The following is a 24,679-nucleotide window of genomic DNA, read 5'->3' as shown; positions in this document are numbered from 1 at the left end:
TTCTGAGGAGCAACCGACCCATGGCTGACATCCACGGCACCCGGCTGGGCCTGACCGGTGCCCAGGCCGGTGTCTGGTACGCCCAGCAGACGGCACCGGACAGCCCGGTGTTCAACGTCGGCCAGTACACCGACATCCCCTCCGACCTGGACACCGACCGGTTCGCCGCGGCGGTGCGCGCGGTGGTCGCCGAGAGCGACGCCCTGCGCGTGCGCGTGGTGGCGGACGGCGACCGGGTCGGCCAGGAGGTCGGCGCGGACGTGCCCCGTGAACTGGAGGTCGTGGACCTCACCGAGGGCGGGACCGGGGAGGGCGGCGACCCGGCCGGCGGTGAGGAGGGGGCGCTGGCACGGGCGCTGGCCCGGATGCGCGCCGACATGGCCCGCCCCGTGGACGTCACCGCGGAACCCCTGTACCGGTTCGCGCTGTTCAGGGTGGGTGCGGGCCGGTGGCTGTGGTTCCAGCGCTACCACCACATCGCCGTCGACGCCTACGCCGTCACCATGGTGGCCCGCCGCGTCGCGGAGGTCTACACGCGCCTGGGCGAGGGCGGGACCACACCGGACCGGGTGTTCGGGGCGCTCGCCGACGTGGTCGCCGCCGAGGAGGACTACGGTGCCTCCGAGCGGTACACGCGGGACCGGGAGTACTGGACCGCCCTGATGGCGGACCGGCCCGAACCGGCCCTGCTGTCCACGGCGCCGTCCGCGCCCCACGCGGGATTCCTGCACGAGCGGGCCACCCTGGACACCGCGGTCTGCGAAGGGCTGGACGACCTGGCCCGCGGGGCCGGCGCCACCTGGGCCGACGCCCTCGTCGGGGCGTTCGCCGCCTACACCCACCGGCTGACCGGTGGGCGCGACCTGCTGTTGGGGTCTCCGTTCATGGGACGCCTGGGGTCCGCCGGCCTGCGCACCCCCGCGATGGTCGTCAACGTGCTCCCGCTGCGCGTGCGCGTGCGCCCCGACGACACCGTGGCCGAGGTGACCGGCACGGCCATGGCCGCAGGGCGCGGGCTGCGCGACCACCAGCGGTACCGGGCCGAGCACCTGCGCCGCGACCTGTCGGCGGTCGGCGAGCGCTTCGGACTGTTCGGCCCCGAGATCAACGTCAAGCTGTTCGACTACCGGTTCACCTTCGACGGGTGCCCGTCCACCACCGCCACCCTGTCCGAGGGGCCCGTCGACGACATCGCCCTCTCGGTGTACCGGCCGTCCGGCAAAGGGCTGGTACTGGAGGTCAACGCCAACGACGAACGCTACGACCGCGCGGGGGCCCGGGCCCGGCTGGACGGGTTCGCCCACTTCCTGCGGTCCTTCGCCACCGCCCGACCGGGGACCCCCCTGGCCGCCCTGGACACCACCGATCCCTCCGCCGCCCTGCTCGCCACACCCCGCGTGACCGGCGCACCGGCAACGGGCCCCACCGCGACCGGTGCCGCAGGCGAACCCGCACGCCGGGGGGACACCCCGGTCGCGAGGGCCTTCGTCCCCGTCACCGAACTCCTGGCCCGCGCCGCGGCCGAGGACCCCCGGGCCACCGCGGTCGTCTCGGGAACCGAACGGCTGACCCGCGCCCGGTTCACGGAACGGGTGGACCGGCTCGCCCGCCGCCTGCGCGGACTCGGCGCCGGCCCCGGACACGTCGTCGCCCTCGCCCTGCCCAGGTCCACCGACCTGCTCGTCTCCCTGTTCGCCGTGCTGCGAGCGGGCGCCGCCTACGTCCCCCTCGACCCCGAGCACCCCGCCGCCCGGTTGGCCCACGTGCTCGCGGACGCCCGGCCCACCCTGGTGCTGAGCAGGTCCGACACCGTCTCCCTGCTGCCCGGTACGGGCACGGCCCGGGTGGTCGAGCTCGACGCCCCCGACCTTCGGGACGAACCCGCCGGCGCCGACACCCGTCTTTGCGACGGACCGGACCTGCCCCCGCCGCGACCCGGCGACGCCGCCTACCTCATCTACACCTCCGGCTCCACCGGCCGGCCCAAGGGAGTGGTCGTCGAGCACCGCGCCCTCGCCGCCCTCGCCGCCACCCAGCGCGCACACCTGCACCGGCACCTGCCCGGACGCGCCCGGATCGGGCACACCGGCTCGTTCACCTTCGACGCCTCCTGGGACACCCTGCTCGGCCTGGTCCACGGCCACGAGCTCCACCTGGTCGACACCGACCTGGTGTTCGACCACGCCCGGCTGGGCGCCTACGTCGCCGAACACCGCATCGACCACCTCGACTCCACCCCCACCTACCTCCAGGCGCTCCTGGACTCCGGGCAGCTGCACCGGCTGCCCGCCCTGCTGACCTTCGGCGGTGAGGCCTGCCCGCAGAGCCTGTGGGAGCGCCTGCGCGCACTGCCCTCGACCACCCGGGCCCTCAACTTCTACGGGCCCACCGAGAACACCGTCGACGCCCTGGTCTGCGACGTGCGCGACAGCGCCGACACCTCCATCGGCCGCCCCGTCGCCGGCGTGGGCGCCCTTGTTCTCGACGCCGCCCTGCGGCCCGTCCCGCGCGGAGTCCCCGGCGAGCTCTACCTGGACGGCGACCAGCTCGCACGCGGCTACGCCCACCGCCCCGGACCGACCGCCGAACGCTTCCTCGCCAACCCCTACGGCCCGCCCGGTGGCCGCATGTACCGCACCGGGGACAGGGCCCTGGTCCGCGAGGACGGCCGCGTCGCCTACCTCGGCCGGACCGACTCCCAGGTCCAGGTGCGCGGCTACCGCGTCGAACCCGAGGAGGTCGACGCCGTGGCCGAGACCCACCCGGGCGTCGCGCGGTGCGCCACGGTGGTGCGCCGCACCCCGGCCGGCGCCCCCCGGCTGGTCGCGTACGTGGTCCCCCGGGGCGGGCACGCCCCCACCGAGGAGGGGGTCCGCGACCACGTCGCCCGGCGCCTGCCCGACCACATGGTCCCCGCGCGTGTGGCGGTGCTCGACCGGCTCCCCCTCAACTCCAGCGGCAAGGTCGACCGCGCCGCCCTGCCCGACCTCCCCGAGCCCGAAGGCGCGGACGGCGCGGCCCGGGACCGGGCCGCGGCCACCACCGCCGACGAGCACGCGCTGCTCGGGGTCTTCCGCGAGGTCCTGGGCTCCGACCCCGGTGTCCACGACGACTTCTTCCGCCTGGGCGGCGACAGCATCCTCGCCATCCAGGCCGTCAACCGCGCCCGCGCCGCAGGTCTGGCGCTCACCGTGCGCGACGTGTTCGAGGCCCCGACGGTCACCCGGCTGGCGGCCCGCACCGCGGGACGCGGATCGGCGGTCGCCGAACGCACCCCCGACAACCCGGTCGGCCCGGTCCGGGCCACCCCTGTCACGGCCGACCTCCTCGACCAGGGGGCGCCCCGTGCCGGGTTCACGCAGTCACAGGTGCTGTGGACCCCCGCCGGGATGGCCTTCGAGGTCCTGGAAGGGGCGCTCGCAGCGCTCGTGTCCCACCACGGCGCCCTGCGCCTGAGGGTGCGCCCGGACCTCGGACCGGACGACGGTGGGCGGGACGGGGGTGCCCCCGCCGCCCCCGGGGAACCGGAACGGGCGCCGTCCCGGTCGCCGTACACGATGGAGGTGCTGTCCGCCAAGGAGGTCCGCGGCGCCGACCTGCTGGTGCGGGTGGACGCCGCCGGCCTCGACGGGGACGACCTCGCCACCGCGGTCGAACGCGCGGCCGCCGACGCCCACACCCGTATCGACCTGCCCGAGGGGCGCCCGCTGACCGCCGTGTGGTTCGACGCGGGCCCCGACCGGATGGGACAGCTCCTCGTCCAGGTACACCACCTGGCCGTGGACGGTGTGTCCTGGCGGGTGATCGGCCCCGACCTGGCCGCCGCCGTGGCGTCGCTCAGCGCGGGGAAACCGGTGCGCCTGCCCGGCGCGGGCACGTCCCTGCGCCGCTGGACCGGGCTGCTCGCCCAGGAGGCCCGGCACCCGGGGCGCCTGGCCGAACTCGACCACTGGCTCGCCCAGACCGACCCCGGCGCCCACCGTCCGCTGGGCGCGCGCGAGCTGGAGCCGCGCCGCGACGTCGTCGCGACCCGCCACAGCCTGGACGTCGCACTCGACCCCGACCTGACCCGCGCGGTGCTCTCCGACATCGGAGCCGTCTACCGGGCGGGCGCCGAGGACGTGCTGTTGGCGGCCCTCACCATCGCCGCGGCGCACGCCCGCGCGGGGCAGGGCGGCCCCGGCGACCGGCTCCTGGTGGAACTGGAGGGCCACGGCCGCCGCGAACTCCTGTGCCAGACCCGGCCCGGGGAGGTTGTCCACAGGCCGGACGGGGGCGGGTTGCCCGACCCCGACCACACAGGCGATCCTGGAATCGGGGGGGCTCCCGGCCCCGTCGGCCCCGGCGCGCCCGCGGACCTGGCGCGCACCGTCGGCTGGCTCACCAGCTCACACCCCGTCGCCCTCGACCTGGGTCCTGCCGCGCGGACCGCCGCCCCCACGGCCCCCGGTGCACCCCACAGCCCCACCGCACCCACCGACCCCGTCCGCGCGCTCACCGACCCGGCCGCCGCCGCGCGCGTCCTCAAGCACGTCAAGGAGACCCTGCGCGCCGTCCCCGGCGACGGCCTCGGCTACGGGCTCCTGCGCCACCTCAACCCCGACACCGCGCCCCGTCTCACCGGCCGGGCCCGCCCCGACATCCTCGTCAACTACCTGGGCCGCTTCGGCACCCCCACCGCCCAGCCGTGGGAGTCCGCTCCCGTCTCCACCCGCGTCATGCTCGGCGAGGACCCCCAGCAGCCGCTCACCCACGGGCTCGAACTCGGCGCCATCGCCCACGAAGGGCCCGAGGGGCCCCGCCTCGACCTCACCTGGCGCTGGGCGCCCGGCGTCCACGGTCCCGACGCCGTCCGTGCCCTGGCCGCCGACCTCACCACCGCCCTGCGCACCCTCGCCGACGCCGCACGCCGACCCGGACCTCACGTCCTCACCCCCTCCGACACACCCCTGGTCGCCCTCACCGCCGACCGCGTCGAGCAGGTCGAACGCGCCTGGGCCGACCGGTCCGGCGACCCCGCGGCCCGCCTCACCGACCTGTGGCCGCCCACACCCCTCCAGGCCGGGCTGGTCTTCCACAGCCTCTACACCTTCGGCCACGACGCCTACACCGCGCAGTCCGCCACCCGGATCGAGGGGCCCCTCGACCCCGGACGGCTCCACCGGGCCGCCGCCGCACTCCTGGACCGACACCCCGGCCTGCGCGCCGGGTTCTGGGCCGACGGCGAGGACCTCGTCCAGTTCGTCCCCGAGGCCGTCGCCCCGCGCTGGCACGTCGTCGACCTGGCCGGAACCGACCCCCGGACCAGGGACGAACACGTCCAGCAGGTGTGCGCGCAGGAGCTGGCCACCCCCTTCGACCTGGCCCACCCGCCACTGGTGCGCTTCACCCTCCTCCACCTGGACCCCGACCACCACGTCCTGGTCTGCACCGACCACCACACACTCCTGGACGGCTGGTCCACACCCCTCTTCCTGCGCGAACTCCTCACCCTCTACGCCGACCCCGACACCCCCGCGCCCGGCACCGGATTCCGCGACCACCTGGCCTGGCTGGCCGAACGCGACGCCGACGCCGCCGACACCGCATGGCGCGGCGAACTCTCCGACCTGGACGGCGCCACCCTGCTCGCCCCGCACGCCTCCGCCCACGGAGGCCAGGGCCAGCAGATCGTCTCCGGCGCCCTCACCCCGGAGGAGACCGCGCGGGCCGCCGGGACCGCCCGCGACCTGGGCGTCACCGTCAACACGCTCGTGCAGGCAGCCTGGGCGCTGGTCCTGGGCGGCGCCACCGGGCGGACCGACGTCGTGTTCGGCGCGACCGTCTCCGGTCGGCCCGCCGACCTGCCCGGGGTGGAGTCCATCCTCGGCCTGTTCATCAACACCGTGCCGGTGCGGGTGCGCACAGGACCGGGCACCCTCCTGTCCGACCTGCTCCGCGACCTCCAACAACGCCAGGCCGCCCTGGCCGAACACCACCACGTCGGACTGACCCGGACCCAGGAGCTCGCCGGGGCCGCGCCCCTGTTCGACACCCTCCTGGTGTTCGAGAACTTTCCGCTGCGCGACGCCCTGGCCGACCACGACTACGGGGGCGTGCGCCTGACCGACGTGCGCGTGGAGGACGCCACCCACTACCCGGTGTCGCTCAACGTCTTCCCCGGGGAGGCCCTCGGCCTGCGCCTGTGCCACCGGCCCGACGCCGTCGGCGCCGACAGGGCCCGTGACCTGATGGAGCGTTTGCGCGGGGTCCTCACGCAGATCACCGAGGACCCCCACCGCCCGCTCGCGGAGATCGACACCTCCACCCCCGCCGAACGCGCCCTCGTGCTGGAGGGGTTCAACGACACCGCTGTCGCGGTGGCGGCGCGGCGTCCGTGTGAGGTGCTGGCGGACTGGGCGGTGCGCACCCCCGGGGCTGCTGCTGTGGTCGATGCCGCGGAGGAGCACTCCTATGCCGAGCTCGATGCCCGTGTGGACCGGATCGCGGGGGTGTTGCGTTTGCGGGGTGTGGGTGCGGGGCGGGTGGTGGGTGTGGCGCTGCCGCGTTCGGTGGATCTGGTGGCGGCGCTGTTGGCGGTGCAGCGGGTGGGTGGTGTGTACCTGCCGTTGGACCCGGAGTTCCCGGCGGACCGGTTGGCGTACATGTTGGCCGATTCGGGGGCGGTGCTGTTGGTGACCGGTGGGGGAGTGATGGCGCCCGAGGGGGCCGCTGTCCCCACCGCCGACCTCGACACCCTCACAGGGGAACCTGTTCCCGGACGTGCGGGCCAGGGCTCCGGGCAGCACGAGTCGCCCGGACCCCCCGACGCGGTGGCGTACGTGTTGTACACGTCGGGTTCGACGGGTCGTCCCAAGGGTGTGGTGGTCTCGCACCGCAACCTGGCCAACTTCCTCACCGACATGGGTGCGCGCTTTCCGCTGGTGCGGGGTGAGCGGTGGTTGGCGGTGACCACGGTCAGCTTCGACATCTCGGCTCTGGAGCTGTATCTGCCGTTGCGGTTCGGTGCCACGGTGGTCCTGGCCGACAAGGACACCGTCCGGGACCCCCGTCTGCTCGCCGAGCTCGTCGCCGCCGGCGGCGCCACGATCATGCAGGCCACCCCCTCCCTGTGGCAGTCCCTCACCGAGCACGACCGCACCGTCGTGCGCGGACTCCGCGTCCTGGTCGGCGGCGAGGCCGTCCCGCAGCCGCTCGCCGCCCTGCTCGCCGACACCGCAGAGGCCGCGCACAACGTCTACGGGCCCACCGAGACCACCATCTGGTCCACCACGGCTCCACTGACGACCCACGGCCCCGTCAGCATCGGCCGCCCCATGGCCAACACCCGCGTCTACGTCCTGGACGGCGCGCTCCGACCCGCCCCGGTCGGAGTCGCCGGCGATCTCTACATCGCCGGTGAGGGTGTCGCGGTCGGCTACCACGGCCGCCACGGCCTGACCTCGGAGCGGTTCGTCGCCGACCCCTACGGTGCGCCGGGAACCCGCATGTACCGCACCGGCGACCTGGCCCGCTGGAGGGACGAGGGCACGCTCGACTTCCTCGGCCGGGCCGACTTCCAGGTCAAGGTCCGCGGGTTTCGCATCGAACCCGGCGAGATCGAGGCGGCCCTGCTCACCGCCCCCGGGGTCGCCCAGGCCGTCGTCACCGCCAGGGAGGACCAGCCCGGCCAGGCCTGGCTGGCCGCCTACGCGGTGCCCCGGCCGGGCGGGCCCGCCCTCGTGCCCTCCGCCCTGCGCGCCCACGTCGCGACGACCCTGCCCGACCACATGGTCCCCGGGGCCGTCGTCGTCCTGGACTCCCTCCCCCTCACCGCGAACGGCAAGGTGGACCGCAAGGCCCTGCCCGACCCCAAAGGCCCCGCCGACCCGGGACGCGCCCCCGTCGGAGCCCGCGAGGAGATCCTGGGACAGGTCTTCGGCGACGTGCTCGGCCGCGGCCCGGTCGGCCCCGACGAGGACTTCTTCGCCCTGGGCGGGCACTCCCTGCTGGCCACCCGTGTCGTCGCCCGCACCCGCGCCCTCCTCGGCGCCGAGGTGGGCGTCCGCGACCTGTTCGAGGCGCCCACACCGGCCGCGTTCGCCCACCGCACCGAGGAGGGAGGCAGCGTCCGGCCCCCGGTCGTGCCGCGCTCCGGCCGCGACGGCCGGCGACCGACGCTGTCCCACGCACAGCACCGGCTCTGGCTCATCGACCAGGTCCACGAACCCGGAGGCGCCTACAACGTCCCGCTCGCCGTGCGCGTCGACCAACCCTTGGACGAGGACGTCCTGCGCGCCGCGGTCGCCGACCTCGCCGACCGCCACGAGGTCCTGCGCACCGTCATCCGGACCGGCCCGGAGGGACCCGAACCCGCCGTCACCGACACCACCGCGTTCGACGTCGCGTCGGTGGGGGTCGAGGGGCCGGTCGGGCCCGCACTCGCCCGTCTCACCGCGCTCCCCTTCGACCTGGCCGCGCACCCGCCGCTGCGGGTCCGCCTGATCACCGGCCCCGGGGCCGCCGGACCCCACCCGGCAGAGGGCGGTGAGGGGTCGGGAACGGGCGCGGACCCCGGCGGCCCCGCCTCCCCCCGTACCTCCGCGGACCCGGCCGCCGACACGGACGGACCCGGCGAGGGGTGCGTGCTCCTGGTCGTCCTGCACCACATCGTCGCCGACGAGTGGTCCTTCGGCCCCCTGCTCGCGGACCTGGACACCGCCTACCGGGCGCGCGCCCGCGGGCACGCCCCCGACTGGGCGCCGCTCCCGGTCCAGTACGCGGACTACGCCGCGTCGCGGACCGCCTGGCTCGGCGGAGCCGACGTCCCCGGCAGCCCGCTCGCCCGGCAGCTCGACCACTGGCGGGCCGCGCTGGAGGGGCTTCCCGAAGAACTCGCCCTGCCCACCGACCGCCCCCGCCCGGCCCTCCCCAGCCACACGGGCGGGCTCGTCCAGGCCGCCGTCGCCCCCGAACTCGACGCGGCCCTGCGCGAGGTGGCCGTCCGCCACGGCGTCACCGTGTTCATGGTCGTCCAGGCCGCCGTCGCGGTCCTGCTCCACCGGCTCGGCGCCGGGGACGACATCCCCCTGGGCAGCCCGGTCGCGGACCGGGCGGACGAGGGCCTGCAGGACGCGGTCGGGTTCTTCCTCAACACGCTCGTCCTGCGGCTGGACCTGTCCGGGCGGCCCACGTTCGCCGAACTCCTCGAACGGGTGCGCGCCGTCGACCTGGCCGGTTTCGCCAACGCCGACGCGCCCTTCGACACCGTGGTGGAGGCCCTCAAACAGGAGCGCTCCGTCAGCCGCCACCCCCTGTTCCAGACGATGGTCTCCTACCAGCGGCGCCCCGAGGGCGCGGCCGGGCTCTTCGGCGCCTCCACGCGCATGGTCGAGACGCCCTTGGACACGGCCCGCTTCGACCTGGAGTTCGCGTTCGTCGAGGACCCCCGCCAGGGCACCCGGCTCGCGCTCAACTACTCCGCCGACCTGTTCGACGCCACCGGTGCGGAGAGGATCGCGGAGCGTCTCGTGCGCCTCCTGGAACAGGTCGCCGCGGACCCCCGGCAGCCGATCGCCCGTCCCCGGATCCTGTCCGGCGACGAACACCTGCGACTGCTGGAGGGGTTCAACGACACCGCGGTCGCGGTGGCGGTGCGGCGTCCGTGTGAGGTGCTGGCGGACTGGGCGGTGCGCACCCCCGGGGCTGCTGCCGTGGTCGATGCCGCGGGGGAGCACTCCTATGCCGAGCTCGATGCCCGTGTGGACCGGATCGCGGGGGTGTTGCGTTTGCGGGGTGTGGGTGCGGGGCGGGTGGTGGGTGTGGCGCTGCCGCGTTCGGTGGATCTGGTGGCGGCGCTGTTGGCGGTGCAGCGGGTGGGTGGTGTGTACCTGCCGTTGGACCCGGAGTTCCCGGCGGACCGGTTGGCGTACATGTTGGCCGATTCGGGGGCGGTGCTGTTGGTGACCGGTGGGGGAGTGGTGGCGCCCGAGGGGGCCGCTGTCCCCACCGCCGACCTCGACACCCCCGACCCGCGCGGGAACGGAGCACCGGACCTGCCCTGCGCCCGGGGCCGCACCCCCGGCGCCGACGCGGACGCGGTGGCGTACGTGTTGTACACGTCGGGTTCGACGGGTCGTCCCAAGGGTGTGGTGGTCTCGCACCGCAACCTGGCCAACTTCCTCACCGACATGGGTGCGCGCTTTCCGCTGGTGCGGGGTGAGCGGTGGCTGGCGGTGACCACGGTCAGCTTCGACATCTCGGCTCTGGAGCTGTATCTGCCGTTGCGGTTCGGTGCCACGGTCGTCCTGGCCGACAAGGACACCGTCCGGGACGGCACCGCCCTCGCCGACCTGATCGAACACGGTCGGATCGCCACCATGCAGGCCACCCCCACCCTCTGGCGCATGCTCCTGGAGACCAGGCCCGAGGCCCTCGACGGGCTCCGCGTCCTGGTCGGCGGCGAGGCACTGCCCCAAGCCCTGGCCGACCACCTCGCCTCCCGCACCGACCGGGTCACCAACGTCTACGGGCCCACCGAGACCACCATCTGGTCCACCACCTCGCCCGTGTGCCCGGAGAAGCCCGTCAGCATCGGCCGCCCCATGGCCAACACCCGCGTCTACGTCCTGGACGCCCACCTGTCCCCGGTGCCGACCGGGGTCGCCGGCGATCTCTACATCGCCGGTGAGGGTGTCGCGGTCGGCTACCACGGCCGCCACGGCCTGACCTCGGAGCGGTTCGTCGCCGACCCCTACGGTGCGCCGGGAACCCGCATGTACCGCACCGGCGACCTGGCCCGCTGGAGGGACGAGGGCACGCTCGACTTCCTCGGCCGGGCCGACTTCCAGGTCAAGGTCCGCGGGTTTCGCATCGAACCCGGCGAGATCGAGACCGCCCTGACCGGGATCGACGGTGTGGCCCAGGCCGTCGTCACCGCCAGGGAGGAGGCCGGCGGCCACCACCGCCTCGTCGCCTACGCCGTCACCGACCGCCCGGTCGCCGACGCCGACATCCGCGCCGGGCTGGCCCGCACCCTGCCCGGGTACATGGTCCCCTCGGCGTTCGTCCTCCTCGACGCCTGGCCGCTCACCGCCAACGGCAAGATCGACCGCAAGGCGCTGCCCGACCCGCGCGAGGACACGGGCGAACGCCCCCTCGGACGCGCACCCGCCACCGGCGCCGAACACGCGGTCTGCTCCGTCTACGCCGAGGTCCTCGGTCTGGACGGGGTCGGCGCCGACGAGGACTTCTTCGCCCTGGGCGGCGACAGCGTCCTCACCCTGCGCCTGGTCGGCGGCCTCCGCGAGAGGGGCTGGACGGTCACCGGCCGCCAGGTCTTCCGACACCCCGTGGCCGCCGACCTCGCCGCGGCCGCGCAACCCAACGCCGCCCCCGTGGACGAACCCGCCCACGGACGGGCGGAGGACGAACCGCTGCTGTCCCTGGCCCCCGGCCAGCTCGACCAGCTCGCATCGATGTGGAGGAAGCGCCGATGACACAGGAGAACACCGGGGCGATCGCCGACGTGCTCCCGCTCGGGCCCCTCCAGGAGGGCCTGCTGTTCCACCACGCCCTCACCGGAGGGGACGCCGACGTGTACGGCATCCAGGTGCGCCTGGAGCTGCACGGCGACGCCGACCCCGCAAGGCTGCGCCGCTCGGCCGCCGCGCTGTTGGACCGCCACCCCAACCTGCGGGCGGGGTTCGCGCACGAGGAGCTGGACCGGCCCGTGCAGTTCGTGCCCGCCGACACCGACCTGGACTGGGACAGCACCGACCTCACCGCCCTGCACGCCGGGGAACGCGCCGGGGTGGAGGAGCGGACGGCGGCGGCCGAGCTCGACCGCGGCTTCGACCTGGCGGCACCACCGCTGATCCGCTTCCACGCGCTCGGCACCGGACCGGCGCGCACCGTCCTCCTGGTCACCGCCCACCACGTGCTGCTGGACGGCTGGTCGCTGCCACTGCTCGCCCGTGACCTGCTGCGCCTGTACGCGGCCGACGGTGACGCCGCCGCCCTGCCGCCCGCGCCCCGCTACCGCGACCACCTCGCCTGGGTGGGCCGCCTGGACCACGGCGCCGCACGCCGGGCGTGGCGCACCGCCCTCACCGGCCTCACCGGGCCCACCCTCGTCGCCCGCGCCGCCGACGGCGGAGCGGCCGGGGTTCCCGGCGAGGTGGGGACCCCCGCCGCCGCCCGTACCGCGCCCGACCGTGTCGAACGCGTACTCGGGGCCGGGGCCGGCGGGGGCCTGCGCGCCCTGGCCGCCACCGCCGGAGTCAGCGTCAACACCGTCCTCCAGGCGGCGTGGGCGCTGACCCTGGCCGTCCACACCGGCCGTACCGACGTCGTGTTCGGCCAGCCGGTGTCCGGACGCTCCCCGCAACTGCCCGGTTCCCAGGACATGATCGGGCTGTTCACCAACACGCTCCCCATCCGCGTGCGCCTGGACCCCGCCGAGTCCGTCTCGGACCTGCTCACGCGGCTGCGGATGGAACAGGCCGACCTGCTCGACCACCAGTGGACCGGCCTCGCCGAGATCCAGCGCGAGGCCGGGCACGGCACCCTCTTCGACACCCTGCTCGTCGTCGAGAACTACCCCTTCGACCCCGACGCGGCCGGGGCGGGGGCCGGACTGCGCGTGGGAGGGCTCCGCGTCCGCGACGCCACCCACTACCCGGCCGCCCTCGCCGTGCTCCCCGACGAGGGCCCCGACCGGGACACCCTGCTCCGCCTGGACCACCTGCCCGACAGCCTGTCCGCCGACACCGCGCACCGGCTGCTCGACCTGTTCGGCCACCTGCTGGACCAGGCGTGCCTGGACCCGGCGCGTCCCGTGAGCGCCCTCGACCCGCTCACCGCCGAACAGCACGCCACCCTGAACCGACACAACGACACCACCCACCCCACGGCCCACACCAGCCTCAGCACACTCCTGGCCGAGGCCGAGACGGCCCACCCCGACCGCGTCGCGGTCGTGGACGGCGACCGCGAACTCACCCACCGCGAACTCCACGCGGACGCCGCGCGCCTGGCCGCGCTCCTCGCCGAGCACGGTGCCGGGCCCGAGACCGTCGTCGCGGTGGCCCTGCCGCGCGGCGCCGACCTGGTGACCGCCCTGCTCGCGGCGGTCCGCACCGGAGCCTCGTACCTGCCGCTGGACCTGGACCACCCGCCCGCGCGCCTGGCCGACATGGCCGCGCGCGCCGGGGCCGCCGTCCTCGTCACGACGTCGGGCGCCCACAGCGGCCTGTGCGCCGGGATCGCGCCCCTGCTCCTCGACGCCCCGGAGACGGCGGCCCGCCTGTCCGCCGCCGAACCCCTGCCCTGGGCAGGGGTCCACCCCGAACAACTCGTCTACACCATCTTCACCTCAGGCTCCACCGGCACCCCCAAGGGCGTCGGGGTCTCCCACCGGGCCCTGGCCAACCGGCTGGAGTGGACCCAGGGCGCCTACGGACTCACCCCCGAGGACCGCGTCGCGCAGAAGACCCCGGTCGGGTTCGACGTGTCCGTGTGGGAGTTCTTCTGGCCCCTGGCCGTGGGCGCCGCGATCGTCACCGCCCGCCCCGGCGGCCACCGCGACCCCGCCTACCTCGCCGCGCTGTTCGCGGAGCAGCGTGTGACCGTGTGCCACTTCGTCCCGTCCATGCTGCGGCTGTTCCTGGACGAGCCCGCCGCGGCGGGCGCCGCCGCCCTGCGCCTGGTCATCGCCAGCGGCGAAGCCCTGGACGGCCTCCTGGCCAGGGACTTCGCGCGTGTCCTCGACGCCCGTCTGGAGAACCTCTACGGCCCCACCGAGGCCGCCGTCGACGTCACCTCGCACCTGGCCGTCACACCCTTCCCCGCCGACGCGTTCGACCCCACCACCCTGCCCGGCGACGCCCGGAGCACCACCGCCCCCACCGACCCCGTCCCGATCGGCACCCCCGTCTGGAACACCGCCCTGCACGTCCTGGACCCCTGGCTGCGCCCGGTGCCGCCCGGCACCGCCGGCGAACTCCACCTGGGCGGTGTCCAGCTCGCCCGCGGCTACACCGGCCGCCCCGGCCTGACCGCCGAGCGGTTCACCGCGGACCCGTTCGGCCCGCCCGGGGCGCGCCTGTACCGCACCGGCGACCTCGTGCGGCGCCGCGCCGACGGCACCGTGGTCTACCTCGGACGCTCCGACGACCAGGTCAAGGTCAACGGCGTCCGTGTCGAACCCGGCGAGGTCGAGGCCGCCCTCTCCCGGTTGGACGGTGTCTCGGCCGCCGCCGTCACCGTGCACACCGGCCCCGGCGGCACCGCGCGCCTCACCGGCTACGCCGTTCCGGCGCCGGGGCACACCCCGGACCCGGCCGACCTGCGCGCACACCTGGCCGGGGCCCTGCCCGCGGCCATGGTCCCGACCGTGGTCGTGCTCCTGGAACGGCTGCCGCTGAGCGTCAACGGCAAGCTCGACCGCGCCGCCCTGCCCGCGCCCGAGGCGCCCGCACCGGAACGGGGCCGCCCGCCCCGGACCGGCGCGGAGAAAGTCCTGTGCACGGCCGTCGCCGACGTCCTCGACCTGCCCGAGGCCGCAGCCGACGCCGACTTCTTCGCCCTGGGCGGCGACAGCATCACCTCCGTCCGCCTGGTCGGCCGCGCCCTGGCGGAGGGGCTGGAGATCACCGTCCGCGACGTGTTCGCGCTCCGCACCCCCGAGGCGCTGGCGGCGCACACCGAGTCCGCGCCGCAGGCCCCGCCCGACCCCCCGGACGGTCCCGCCCCGGCACGGGGCGAGGAGTTCGCCGACCTGCTCGACGCGGGGGACATGGACCAGCTGCAGCGGATGTGGAACTCCCAGGACTGACCGCGGGGACACCCCGCCCCCGGCACCGGGCGCCCCGGACCCACCGGGCCCGCCCCCGACCGGGCCGGCACCACCCGCCACACGACCACGCGCCACCGCACACGAACGAATGAGGACACCCATGACCACGAGCGCCGGCGGCCACGGCGACATCCAGGACGTGCTCCCCCTCGCCACCCTCCAGGAGGGGCTGCTGTTCCACTCCGTCAAGGACGAGCAGCACCTGGACGTCTACACCGTGCAGAACGTCTTCGAGTTCACCCGCAGGGTCGACGCCGGGGCGCTCAGGGCCGCCGCCCAGACCCTGCTGCGCCGCCACCCCGCCCTGCGCGCCGGATTCATGCACGAGGGGGTCGAGCGCCCGGTCCAGTTCATCCCCCGCGAGGTCCCCGTCGCCTGGCGCGAGGTCGACCTCTCCGACCTGCCGGAGGAGGAGGCGCGCCGCAGCCTCGCACACTTGCGCGTGGGCCAGCGCGAACGCCGCTTCGACCTGTCCCGTCCACCCCTCATCCGCCACGTCCTCGTCCGGCTGGGCCCGGACCGCGACGCCCTCGTCCTGACGTTCCACCACATCGTCATGGACGGCTGGTCGGGCGAGCTGTACAACGCCGAGCTCATGGACCTGTACCTGCGCGGCGGTGACGACACCGGGCTGCCCGCGCCCCGCCCCTACCGCGACTACCTGGTCTGGCTCTCCCGCCAGGACCGGCAGCGCTCCCTCGACGCCTGGCGCGCCGCCCTCGACGGGGTGGAGGAGGGCACCCTGGTCTCGCCCGGCGGCGTCGGCGACGCCACCCTCATGCCCCGCACCGTCGACGGCGTCCTCGACCCGGCCCTCGTGGGCCGGGTCACCGCCCTGGCCCGGAGCACCGGTGTCACCGTCAACACCGTCCTCCTGGCGGCGTGGGGCCTGGTCCTGCGCTCCCACACCGGACGCGACGACGTCGTCTTCGGCAGCACCGTGGCCGGACGGCCGCCGGAGATCGACGGTGTGGACTCCATCGTCGGCGTCTTCTTCAACACCGTCCCCGTGCGGGTGCGCGTCTTCCCGGCCGAGACCGTCCGCGACCTGCTCGTGCGGGTGCAGGGCGAACAGGCCGACCTCCTGCCCCACCACCACGTCGGCCTCGCCGACATCCAGGCGGCCGTCGGCGGACAGCGCCTCTTCGACTCCCTGTACGTGCAGCGCAACATCCCCCGCGACGACGAGCGCTACCAGCGGGTCCGCGAACGCACCGGGCTGGACTCGGTGACCGGTTCCGACGCCACCCACTACCCCCTCACCCTCGTCGCCCAACCCGGCGACGACTTCCGGCTCAGCCTCGCCTACCGGACCGACTGCGTCGGCGCCGACACCGCCCAGGACCTCTTCGACCGCACCGTGCGCCTGCTGGGTCGGATCACCGCGCGGCCCGGGGCGCGGGTCGCCGCCGTGGACGCGCTCACCCCCGACCAAGCCGACGCCGCGCTCGCCCTGGGGCGGGGGCGGGCCCGCGACCTCCCCGACACCACGCTCGCCGGGCTGTTCGAGGCCTCGGCCGGGCGTTGGCCGGACCGCGTCGCCCTGGTCACACGCGAGGAGACCCTCACCTTCGCCGAACTCGACGACCGGGCCGAACGCCTCGCCCGCCTCCTCGGGAGACTGGGGGTGGGACCCGAGGTGCGGGTCGCCATCGCCCTGCCCCGCTCCGCCGACTGGGTGGCCACCCTGTTCGCGGTGCTCAAGCTGGGCGCCGCCTACGTCCCCCTGGACCTGGAGCACCCGGTCGACCGGGTGCGCCACATGCTCACCGACGCCGCACCCGGTGTCACCGTCACGAACGCCGACGCCGCCCCCCGCCTGCCCGGCGACACCGGCGAGCGGCGCCTGCACCTGGACTCCGCCGAGACCCGCGACCGGCTGGCCGCCCTCGACACCTCCCCGCGCGTGCCCTCGGCCGCGCACCGCCCCGACCACCTCGCCTACGTCATCTACACCTCCGGCTCCACCGGCAGGCCCAAGGGTGTCCAGGTCCCGTACCACGGCCTCGTGAACATGCTCGTCAACCACCGCGCGGAGATCTTCGACCCCGTCGTGGAAGGGGAGGGAGGGCGCGTGCTCCGCGTCGCGCACACGGTGTCGTTCTCCTTCGACATGTCCTGGGAGGAGCTCCTCTGGCTGATCGACGGCCACGAGGTCCACCTCATGGACGAGGAGCTGCGCCGCGACTCCGCCGCCCTGGTCTCCTACTGCGAGGCCCGGGACATCGACGTCGTCAACGTGACCCCCTCCTACTGCGGCCAGCTCGTCGAGGACGGACTGCTGGACGCCGGCCGCCACCGGCCCCCGCTCGTCCTGCTCGGCGGCGAGGCGGTCAGCGCCACCGTGTGGGACGCCCTGCGCGACGCCCCCGGGGTGCTCGGCTACAACCTCTACGGGCCGACCGAGTACACCATCAACACCCTCGGCGGCGGTACGGGGGACAGCGAGACCCCCACGGTCGGCCGCCCCGTCTCCAACACCGACGTGCACGTGCTCGACACGTCGCTGCGTCCCGTCGCCCCCGGGGTGCCCGGAGAGCTGTACGTCACCGGCGTCGGGCTGGCCCGCGGCTACGCCAACCGGGCCGACCTGACCGCCGAGCGGTTCACCGCAGACCCCTTCGGTGCGCCGGGCAGCCGCATGTACCGCACCGGCGACCTGGTCCGCTGGGACGCCGACGGCCGCGTGGACTACCTCGGGCGCGCCGACGAGCAGGTCAAGATCCGGGGCGTGCGCATCGAGCCGGGCGAGGTCGTCGCCGCGCTGGAGGAGCACCCCGACGTCGCCCAGGCCGCCGTCACCGTCCGGGAGGACAGCCCCGGCCTCACACGGCTGGTCGGCTACGTCGTGCCCGGCACAGCCGCGCACACCGGCCTCGACACCGAGTCGCTGCGCCGCGACCTGCGCGACGCCCTGCCCGACGCCATGGTCCCCTCCGCCCTGGTCGTCCTCGACCGGCTCCCGCTCACCGTCAACGGCAAGCTCGACCGTGCGGCCCTGCCCGCGCCCACCGGCCGGGGGCCCGCGGGGAGAGCGCCCCGCGACGACGTCGACCGCGCCCTCTGCGCGGACTTCGCCGCCGTCCTGGGCGTGGCCGAGGTGGGACCCGACGACGACTTCTTCGACCTCGGCGGCCACTCCCTCCTCGCCATGCGCCTGGTCGGCCGCATCCGCAAGCGCACCGGGCAGCGGCTGCGCGCGGGTGACCTCATCGCCGCGCCCACCGTCGCCCGCCTGCGCGACTACCTCGCATCACCGCGCAGGGAGGACCTGCTCGCCACCGTCCTGCGCCTGCGCGAGGGAGGCCGCCGCGCACCCCTGTTCTGCTTCCACCCGGCCAGCGGGTTCAGCTGGTCCTACGCCGGGCTGGCGCCCCACCTCGACCGCGAACGGCCCATCGTCGGCGTCCAGTTCCCCGGCCTGCGTGACGGCGCGCTCCCGCCCGCCATGGACGACCTGGTCGAGCTGTACGCCCGCCACATCCGCACCGTCCAGCCCAACGGCCCCTACCACCTCGTCGGCTGGTCCTTCGGAGGGCAGATCGCGCATGCCCTGGCGACGCTCCTGCAGTCGGAGGGCGAACAGGTGGCCTTCCTCGCCCTGCTGGACACCTACCCCACCGACTCCGAGCCCGTCCGCGCCGCGGGCGGCCCCATGAGCGAGGCCGAATCGGAGCAGGAGGCGCTGGACTTCCTCCTCTCCAGCTCCCAGCGCGACCTCCCCTCCCGGCTCACCCCGCCCTACCGGCGCGAGGACGTCGTGGAATTCCTCCGGGAGAGCGACGGCGTGTGGGCCGACTTCGACGCCGCCACCATCGACCGCGTCGTGCGAGCCCGCATGTACACCACCGAGGTCATGCACCACACCCGCTACCGGGTCTTCGAGGGCGACCTGCACTTCTTCTCCGCCACCGCCCGGCGCGACCCCGAGTCCGGCATCACCGCCGAGCTGTGGAAGGAGCACGTCAGCGGGCAGGTGGTCGACGTCGCCGTCGACCACCACCACAACGACCTCACCGGTCCCGCCGCCCTGGCGGTGATCGGACCCGAGATCGACCGGGCCCTGCGCACACCGCCGTCCGGGTCACCCGGCCACGCTGACCCCCGCACCGGACCGAACGGGGCCCGGCCATGACACCCGCCCGAAACCCGTCCTGGACGGGACAGTGAATTTAGGCAAGGCTATCCTTATCAAAGTTCGAGGGTCCACGCTCCGACCCACTCCGCGCCCTGGCCCGGCCCCGTCCCGGACGGCGCACAACCCCCACAGAAAACAGGAAGCAACCACCGTGACACAGCAGACGACCCGTCTTCGGGGCGGCACCCTCACCGCCACCGGTCTGGCCCTGGCCCTGGCCCTCACCGCCTGCGGCGACGGGGAGACCGGCGGGGAAGCCGACGCCGCCACCCAGGGCACGGTGACGGTCGAGACCGACTACGGCCCCGTCGAGATCCCCGCCGCCCCCGAGTCCGTCGTCGCCCTGGAGTTCGGCAACGAGGTGCTCCTGGAGGCCGGGATCGAACCGGCCGGGGTCATCGAGCCCAACACCAGCCTCTACACCGAGGACCAGTTGGGCGTCCTGGAGTCGGCCCCCGCCGTCCAGGCCATGAGCCTGGAACTCAACCTGGAGGCCCTCGCCGCCACCGAACCCGACCTCATCATCGGCGGCGTGCGCGAGGTCGGCCACGGCGACTACGAGGACCACTTCGAGGACCTGTCCCAGATCGCGCCCACCGTCCTGTTCGACTTCGACGGGGCCGGCGCCGAACTGCGCGACATGACCCTCGAACTCGCCGAGGTCGTCGGTGACGGAGAGCGCGCCGAGGACGAGCGGGAGACCTTCGAGGCCCGCACGGCCGAGATCGGCGAGACCTACGCCGACCAGCTCGCGGACCACACCTTCGCCGTCGTCTTCGGTGTGGACAACGAGTTCGCCGTGGTCAACACCAACGCCTGGGGGGCCCTGATCCTCGACGAGCTCGGCGCCCGCCCCACCGCCGCGACGGAGCCCGCCGGGGAGGAGTTCGCGGCCTGGTACTCCTACGAGAACCTCGACGAGCTCGGCGACGCCGACGTCGTGTTCTACGAGACCGACGTGACCCGCGAACCGGACCCCTTCACCGCCGACCTGCTCGACCAGGAGCTGTGGGGCACGCTCCCCGCCGTCGAGGACGAGCAGGTCCACCCCCTGCGCCACAGCTTCTCGCGCACCTACGCCCAGGCCAACGACGTCCTCGACCAGGTCGAGGACGTCCTCCGGGGGCTCTAGGGCCTCACCCGCCCCCGCCCCCACTGCACCACCCGCCGGATCCACCCCACGGACAAGGAGCGAACCCCATGACCAACCCGTTCGACGACCCCGACGGCACCTTCCTCGTGCTGGTCAACGACGAGGACCAGCACTCGCTGTGGCCGGAGTTCGCCCCGGTCCCGGCAGGGTGGACCACCGTGTACGGCCCGGCCGGGCGCGACGAGGCGCTGGAGTACGTCGACACGCACTGGACCGACCTGCGGCCGCGCAGCCTCCGGGAGGCCATGGCCTGACCGGTACGCTCCCGCCCGCACACACCTGGTGGGGACCCGTCGCCCGGGTCCCCACCACCGGTCCTCCCCCCAGAGCGACTCCGACCACACACCAGCGAAGGACCCCGTGAAGCTCTCCCAGCTGATGGTCGACACCAGTCCGCTGCGCCTGAGCCGTGAGTTCAGGATCGTCTTCGTCGCCCGGCTCATCTCCATCTTCGGGCTGGGATTCGCCGCGGTCGCCCTGCCCATGCAGGTCTACCAGCTCACCGGCTCCTCGCTCATGGTCGCGACCGTCCACACCACCACCGCCGTCAGCGTCCTGCTCGGCACCCTCGTCGGCGGCACCCTCGCCGACCGGGGCGACCGGCGCCGCCTCATCGTCGTCGGACGGGCCTCCGCCGTCGTCGGGTTCGGCGTCCTGGCCGCCAACACCCTCGTGCCCGCCGAGCCCTGGCTCTGGGTCGTCTACGCCGTCGCCGCCTTCAACGGGGTCCTCGGATCCTTCAGCGCCGTCGCCCTCCAGGCCGCCGGACCCGGCTTCGTGCCCCGCGACAAGCTCCCCGCGGCGGGGGCACTGCTCGCCCTCAACGGAGAGCTCGGCTCCGTGCTCGCCCCCGCCCTGGGCGGCCTCATCATCGCCGCATGGGGGATGGGCACGAACTACGTCATCACGGCAGCCCTGTCCCTCGTCACCACCGCGCTCGTCTGGCGCCTGCCGAGGCTGGAGGCCGGGGAGCACGACCGCGGGCAGTCGGCGCTCGCCGCCCTGCGGGAAGGGGCGGTCTTCTCGCTTCGCCACCGCGTGGTCGGCCCCCTGCTCCTGCTCGGCCTCGTGCAGATGCTCTTCGCCGCCCCCGTCGTCCTCATCCCCGAGTTCACCGACCGGGTCCTCGGCGGCGGCGAGGCACTGGCGGGCCTGATGTACACCGCGCCGGCCGTCGGCGCGCTCCTGGGATCCCTCACCAGCGGATGGGCCGGACGGGCCCGCCGCACCGGTGCGGTGCTGCTGGTCGCCGTGGCCCTGTGCGGGCTGGCGGTCGCCGGCGTGGGAGCCTCCTCCTGGGCACCTCTGGCGTTCGCCTTCCTCGCCCTCCTCGGCTTCGGGCAGGTCGTCGAGGAGATCCTGCGCTACGCCCTGCTCCAGTCGCACACCCCCGACCGTCTGCGCGGTCGTGTCAACGCCGTGTGGACAGCCCAGTCCACCCTCGGGAACTCCGCCGGGGCGCTCACCCTGGGAGGTGTCGCCCCGCTGATCGGCGCGGCGGGCGCCATGCTCGCGGGCGGCGCCCTGACCGTGGTGTGCGTGGGCGCCCTCGCCGTGGCCTTCGCCGGGTTGCGCACCGCCCAGGTCCTGCACGAACCCGAGAGCGTCCCCGCCCACGCCGCGGGCTGGCGTCCGCACCCTTTCCGGCTTCGCCGCCCCGGCTCCGGGGCGGCGCCGGAGCCGCCCCGCAGCGGAGCGGAGCGGCGCCACCACAGTCTCCGCCCCGGGCGGAACGACACCAACGAGGAGAAGCAGTGACCACCCCGACCCACGAGCGCCGCGTCGAGATGTACCCGCTCAAGCGTCGCGTCCTGGCAGTGTCCGACGTCGAGCGCATCACCCCGCGCATGATCCGCGTCCACTTCACAGGCCCCGACCTCGCCGGGTTCGAGAGCGACCACTTCGCCGACCACGTCAAGCTGTGGTTCCCCGACGCCGGGGGCGAGCACGTCCTGCCCGTGGTGGAGGACGACCGCTGCCTCAACTTCCGCGCCCCCGGGGTGGTGTTTCGCGACTACACCGTCCGCGCGCTCGACACCGCCGCCCAGCGTCTGACCATCGACTTCGTCGCCCACGACCACGGACCGGCGGGGCGCTGGGCGCAGGCGGCCCGACCCGGTGACGAACTGGGCGTGCTCGGCCCCCGCGGCACCGCGTGGATCACCGGGGAGTTCGACTACCACGTGCTGCTGGTGGACGAGACGGCGCTGCCCGCCGCCGCCCGCTACGTCGAGGAACTGCCCGCGCACGCCCGCGTCTTCGCGTTCTTCGAGGTCGTCGACGCCGACGAGGAGCAGGAGATCAAGACCCCCGCGGACGCCCGGATCACCTGGCTGCACAGGGGGGCTGCCGAGCCCGGCGGCACCGACCTGCTGCTGGAGGCGTTCCGCTCCCTGGAGCTGCCCGGGGGCGAGGGGTTCGTGTACGCGGCCGGTGAGGCGAGCACCCTCACACCGATCCGCCGCCTGCTCAAAGAGCGCGGGTTCGTCCGCAACGAGACCTGCGAGGCCGACGGCTACTGGCGCCGGGGCACCTCCAACCTCGACCACCACGACGAGGACGACGACGAGTAGGGGGGGAGCGGGCGGCCCCTGACGTGTGGGGCGCCGCCCCGGCCCTGCCGCCGCAACGGTCGCGGGGCCGGGGCCCGCCGGTCGGAGGCCCGGGTAGACATTTCCACGTTCCGGGGATGGCAGACCGGGCGGCGCCCACTCATGGCGATCCCCGCTGGTGGCCACCTTCGGCTGCGGCACCTGCCGCACCGGCCCGGCTCCACGCCTCGGCCGCTGGGACGGTTGGACACCGCACTGGAAGCGGACCGGTGCATCGGGTACGTGCTCTCCTGCGACAGGCCTGTCGACCTGGACGACCACCCGTTCGCCGAGCTGGTGGCGTGGCCGTCCCCGGGACCCGGATCAGAACGCGTGGAGGCGGGTGGCCGCACCCGCGCGCACCACCTCGGAGATCCGGTCCAGCGCCGGTGACCTCAGGTTCCACCGCTGCCAGTACAGCCGCACGTCCACCGGGTGCTCCGGGGCCAGCTCCACGAGCCGCCCCGCCCCGATCTCCGCGGCGCACTGGCGCTCGGGGACCACGCCCCACCCGAACCCGAGCAGTACGGTCCGGGCGAAGTCCTCCGACGCCGGGATGTAGTGCCTCGGCCCGGCCGGATCACGCCCGGTGGACTCGCGCACGAACCGGTCCTGGAGGTCGTCCCGGCGGTCGAAGTTGACCACCGGCGCCTGCGGCAGCAGCTCGGGGTCGGCGCGCCCGCCCAGGTGGCGGGCGTCGAACTCCGGGCTGCACACCGCCCGGTAGCGCATCGCGCCGAGCCCCGCCACGGTGCACCCCTGGACCGCCTCCGGGTTCGAGGTGACCGCCGCCATCACCGTCCCCGACCGCAGCAGCGACGTCGTGTGCTCCTCGTCCTCGCGGTGGATCTCGAACACGGTGCCCGTTTCGGCGGGCAGGTCCGCCAACGCGTCCAGGAACCAGGTGGACAGGCTGTCGGCGTTCACGGCCAGCGGGACCGACACCCGGCCGTCCCCGCTGTCCGGGCGCAGTTCGGCGGCCGTGTCCGCGTCGAGCAGCAGGACCTGGCGCGCGTAGCGCAGCACGACGTCGCCGGCGGCGGTGGTCCGCACCGGGTTCGTCCGCTGGACCAGGACCTTTCCCGTGCCCTGCTCCATCGACCGCACCCGCTGGGACACCGCCGAAGCGGTCACGTGCAGCCGCCGGGCGGCCGCCTCGAAGGTGCCCTCGTCGACCAGTGTCGTCAGGGTGCGCAGGTGCTCGAACTGGAACGGCATCTTAAGCCTCCCTTAGGGGTTCTAAGAAAGTTTAGCTTTACTGCACACCGACCCCGTCCTAGCGTTCTGACGGTGAACGACACACTTCTCCCCGCCCTGCTCGGGTTCGGCACCGGGCTCGCGCTCATCGTGGCCATCGGCGCGCAGAACGCCTACGTCCTGCGGGTCGGCATCGACGGCCGCCCGGGCACGGTCCTCCCCGTGGTGCTGGTCTGCGCCCTGTCCGACGCCCTGCTCATCGCCGCCGGGGTCCTCGGCATAGGAGCCGTGATCGGGGCGGCCCCCGGCCTCGTCGTCGCGGTCCGGCTCCTCGGCGCGGGGTTCCTCGTCGTCTACGGTCTGCTCGCCGTGCGCCGCGCCCTCCGGCCGGGCGCGCTCGTGGTCGGCGGCGCCGTCGGCGGCGGCCGCAGGGCGGCGGTGGCGACCGCGCTGGTGCTCACGTGGCTCAACCCGCACGTGTACCTGGACACGGTGGTCTTCCTCGGCTCCCTCGCCAACCAGCAGGCCGGGGACGCCCGCTGGTGGTGGGCGGGGGGCGCGCTCACGGCGAGCCTCACGTGGTTCTTCGGACTGGGGTTCGGCGCGCGGCTGCTGCGCCCCCTCTTCGCCGAGCCGGGGTCCTGGCGGGTCCTGGACGCGCTCATCGCCGCGGTCATGCTCACGCTCGGTGTCCGGATGGCCCTCGGCGCCTGACCCTCCCGCCTCTCCGGCGCGCATCCGCGCCCCGCCCCCGACGCTCTTCC

Annotated in this window: 9 protein-coding genes; 8 read left to right on the top strand and 1 reads right to left on the bottom strand. The window is 74.7% G+C overall.

Translation table 11 applies throughout. From position 1 onward, the window contains the following. Positions 1-20: 20 nt before the first annotated feature. The 7 genes from ACFWTE_RS22015 to ACFWTE_RS21985 all read left to right on the top strand — a co-directional run bounded on the left by ACFWTE_RS22015 (position 21) and on the right by ACFWTE_RS21985 (position 22,700). The gene (locus ACFWTE_RS22015) at positions 21-11,477 is read left to right on the top strand and encodes an amino acid adenylation domain-containing protein (RefSeq protein ID WP_378781579.1); all 11,457 of its coding nucleotides are present in this window, start codon (positions 21-23) and stop codon (positions 11,475-11,477) included. Further along, positions 11,474-14,815, top strand: a complete 3,342-nt coding sequence (locus ACFWTE_RS22010) for an amino acid adenylation domain-containing protein (RefSeq protein ID WP_378781578.1) — start codon at positions 11,474-11,476, stop codon at positions 14,813-14,815. Before ACFWTE_RS22015 ends, ACFWTE_RS22010 begins: the two co-directional genes overlap by 4 nt. A gap of 121 nt (positions 14,816-14,936) precedes the next feature. After that, positions 14,937-18,971 (top strand): amino acid adenylation domain-containing protein, encoded by a 4,035-nt coding sequence (locus ACFWTE_RS22005; protein WP_378781576.1) that lies wholly within the window; start codon positions 14,937-14,939, stop codon positions 18,969-18,971. Between the two features lie 154 nt (positions 18,972-19,125). Beyond that, positions 19,126-20,106, top strand: coding sequence for an ABC transporter substrate-binding protein (locus ACFWTE_RS22000; RefSeq protein ID WP_378781574.1), 981 nt, complete (start codon positions 19,126-19,128; stop codon positions 20,104-20,106). 68 nt (positions 20,107-20,174) lie between these two features. After that, positions 20,175-20,381 (top strand): MbtH family protein, encoded by a 207-nt coding sequence (locus ACFWTE_RS21995; RefSeq protein ID WP_378781572.1) that lies wholly within the window; start codon positions 20,175-20,177, stop codon positions 20,379-20,381. 106 nt (positions 20,382-20,487) lie between these two features. After that, positions 20,488-21,885, top strand: a complete 1,398-nt coding sequence (entS, locus tag ACFWTE_RS21990) for an enterobactin transporter EntS (RefSeq protein WP_378781570.1) — start codon at positions 20,488-20,490, stop codon at positions 21,883-21,885. Between the two features lie 29 nt (positions 21,886-21,914). After that, positions 21,915-22,700: a siderophore-interacting protein gene (locus ACFWTE_RS21985; protein ID WP_378781591.1), complete on the top strand. Its 786-nt coding sequence runs from the start codon at positions 21,915-21,917 to the stop codon at positions 22,698-22,700. A gap of 342 nt (positions 22,701-23,042) precedes the next feature. Here the strand turns inward: ACFWTE_RS21985 and ACFWTE_RS21980 are convergent, their stop codons facing one another. Then, positions 23,043-23,936, bottom strand: a complete 894-nt coding sequence (locus ACFWTE_RS21980) for a LysR family transcriptional regulator ArgP (protein ID WP_378781569.1) — start codon at positions 23,934-23,936, stop codon at positions 23,043-23,045. A 72-nt stretch (positions 23,937-24,008) separates the two neighbouring features. Between ACFWTE_RS21980 and ACFWTE_RS21975 the strand changes: the two genes are divergently transcribed. Further along, on the top strand, positions 24,009-24,629 hold the full coding sequence (locus ACFWTE_RS21975) for a LysE/ArgO family amino acid transporter (protein WP_378781568.1): 621 nt from the start codon (positions 24,009-24,011) through the stop codon (positions 24,627-24,629). The last annotated feature ends 50 nt before the right edge of the window (positions 24,630-24,679 follow it).

The sequence above is a fragment of the Nocardiopsis sp. NPDC058631 genome, from assembly GCF_042716955.1.
Lineage (GTDB): Bacteria > Actinomycetota > Actinomycetes > Streptosporangiales > Streptosporangiaceae > Nocardiopsis.
The sequence above is the reverse complement of the archived record's forward strand: the minus strand, read 5'-3'. Positions and strand labels throughout refer to the sequence as shown.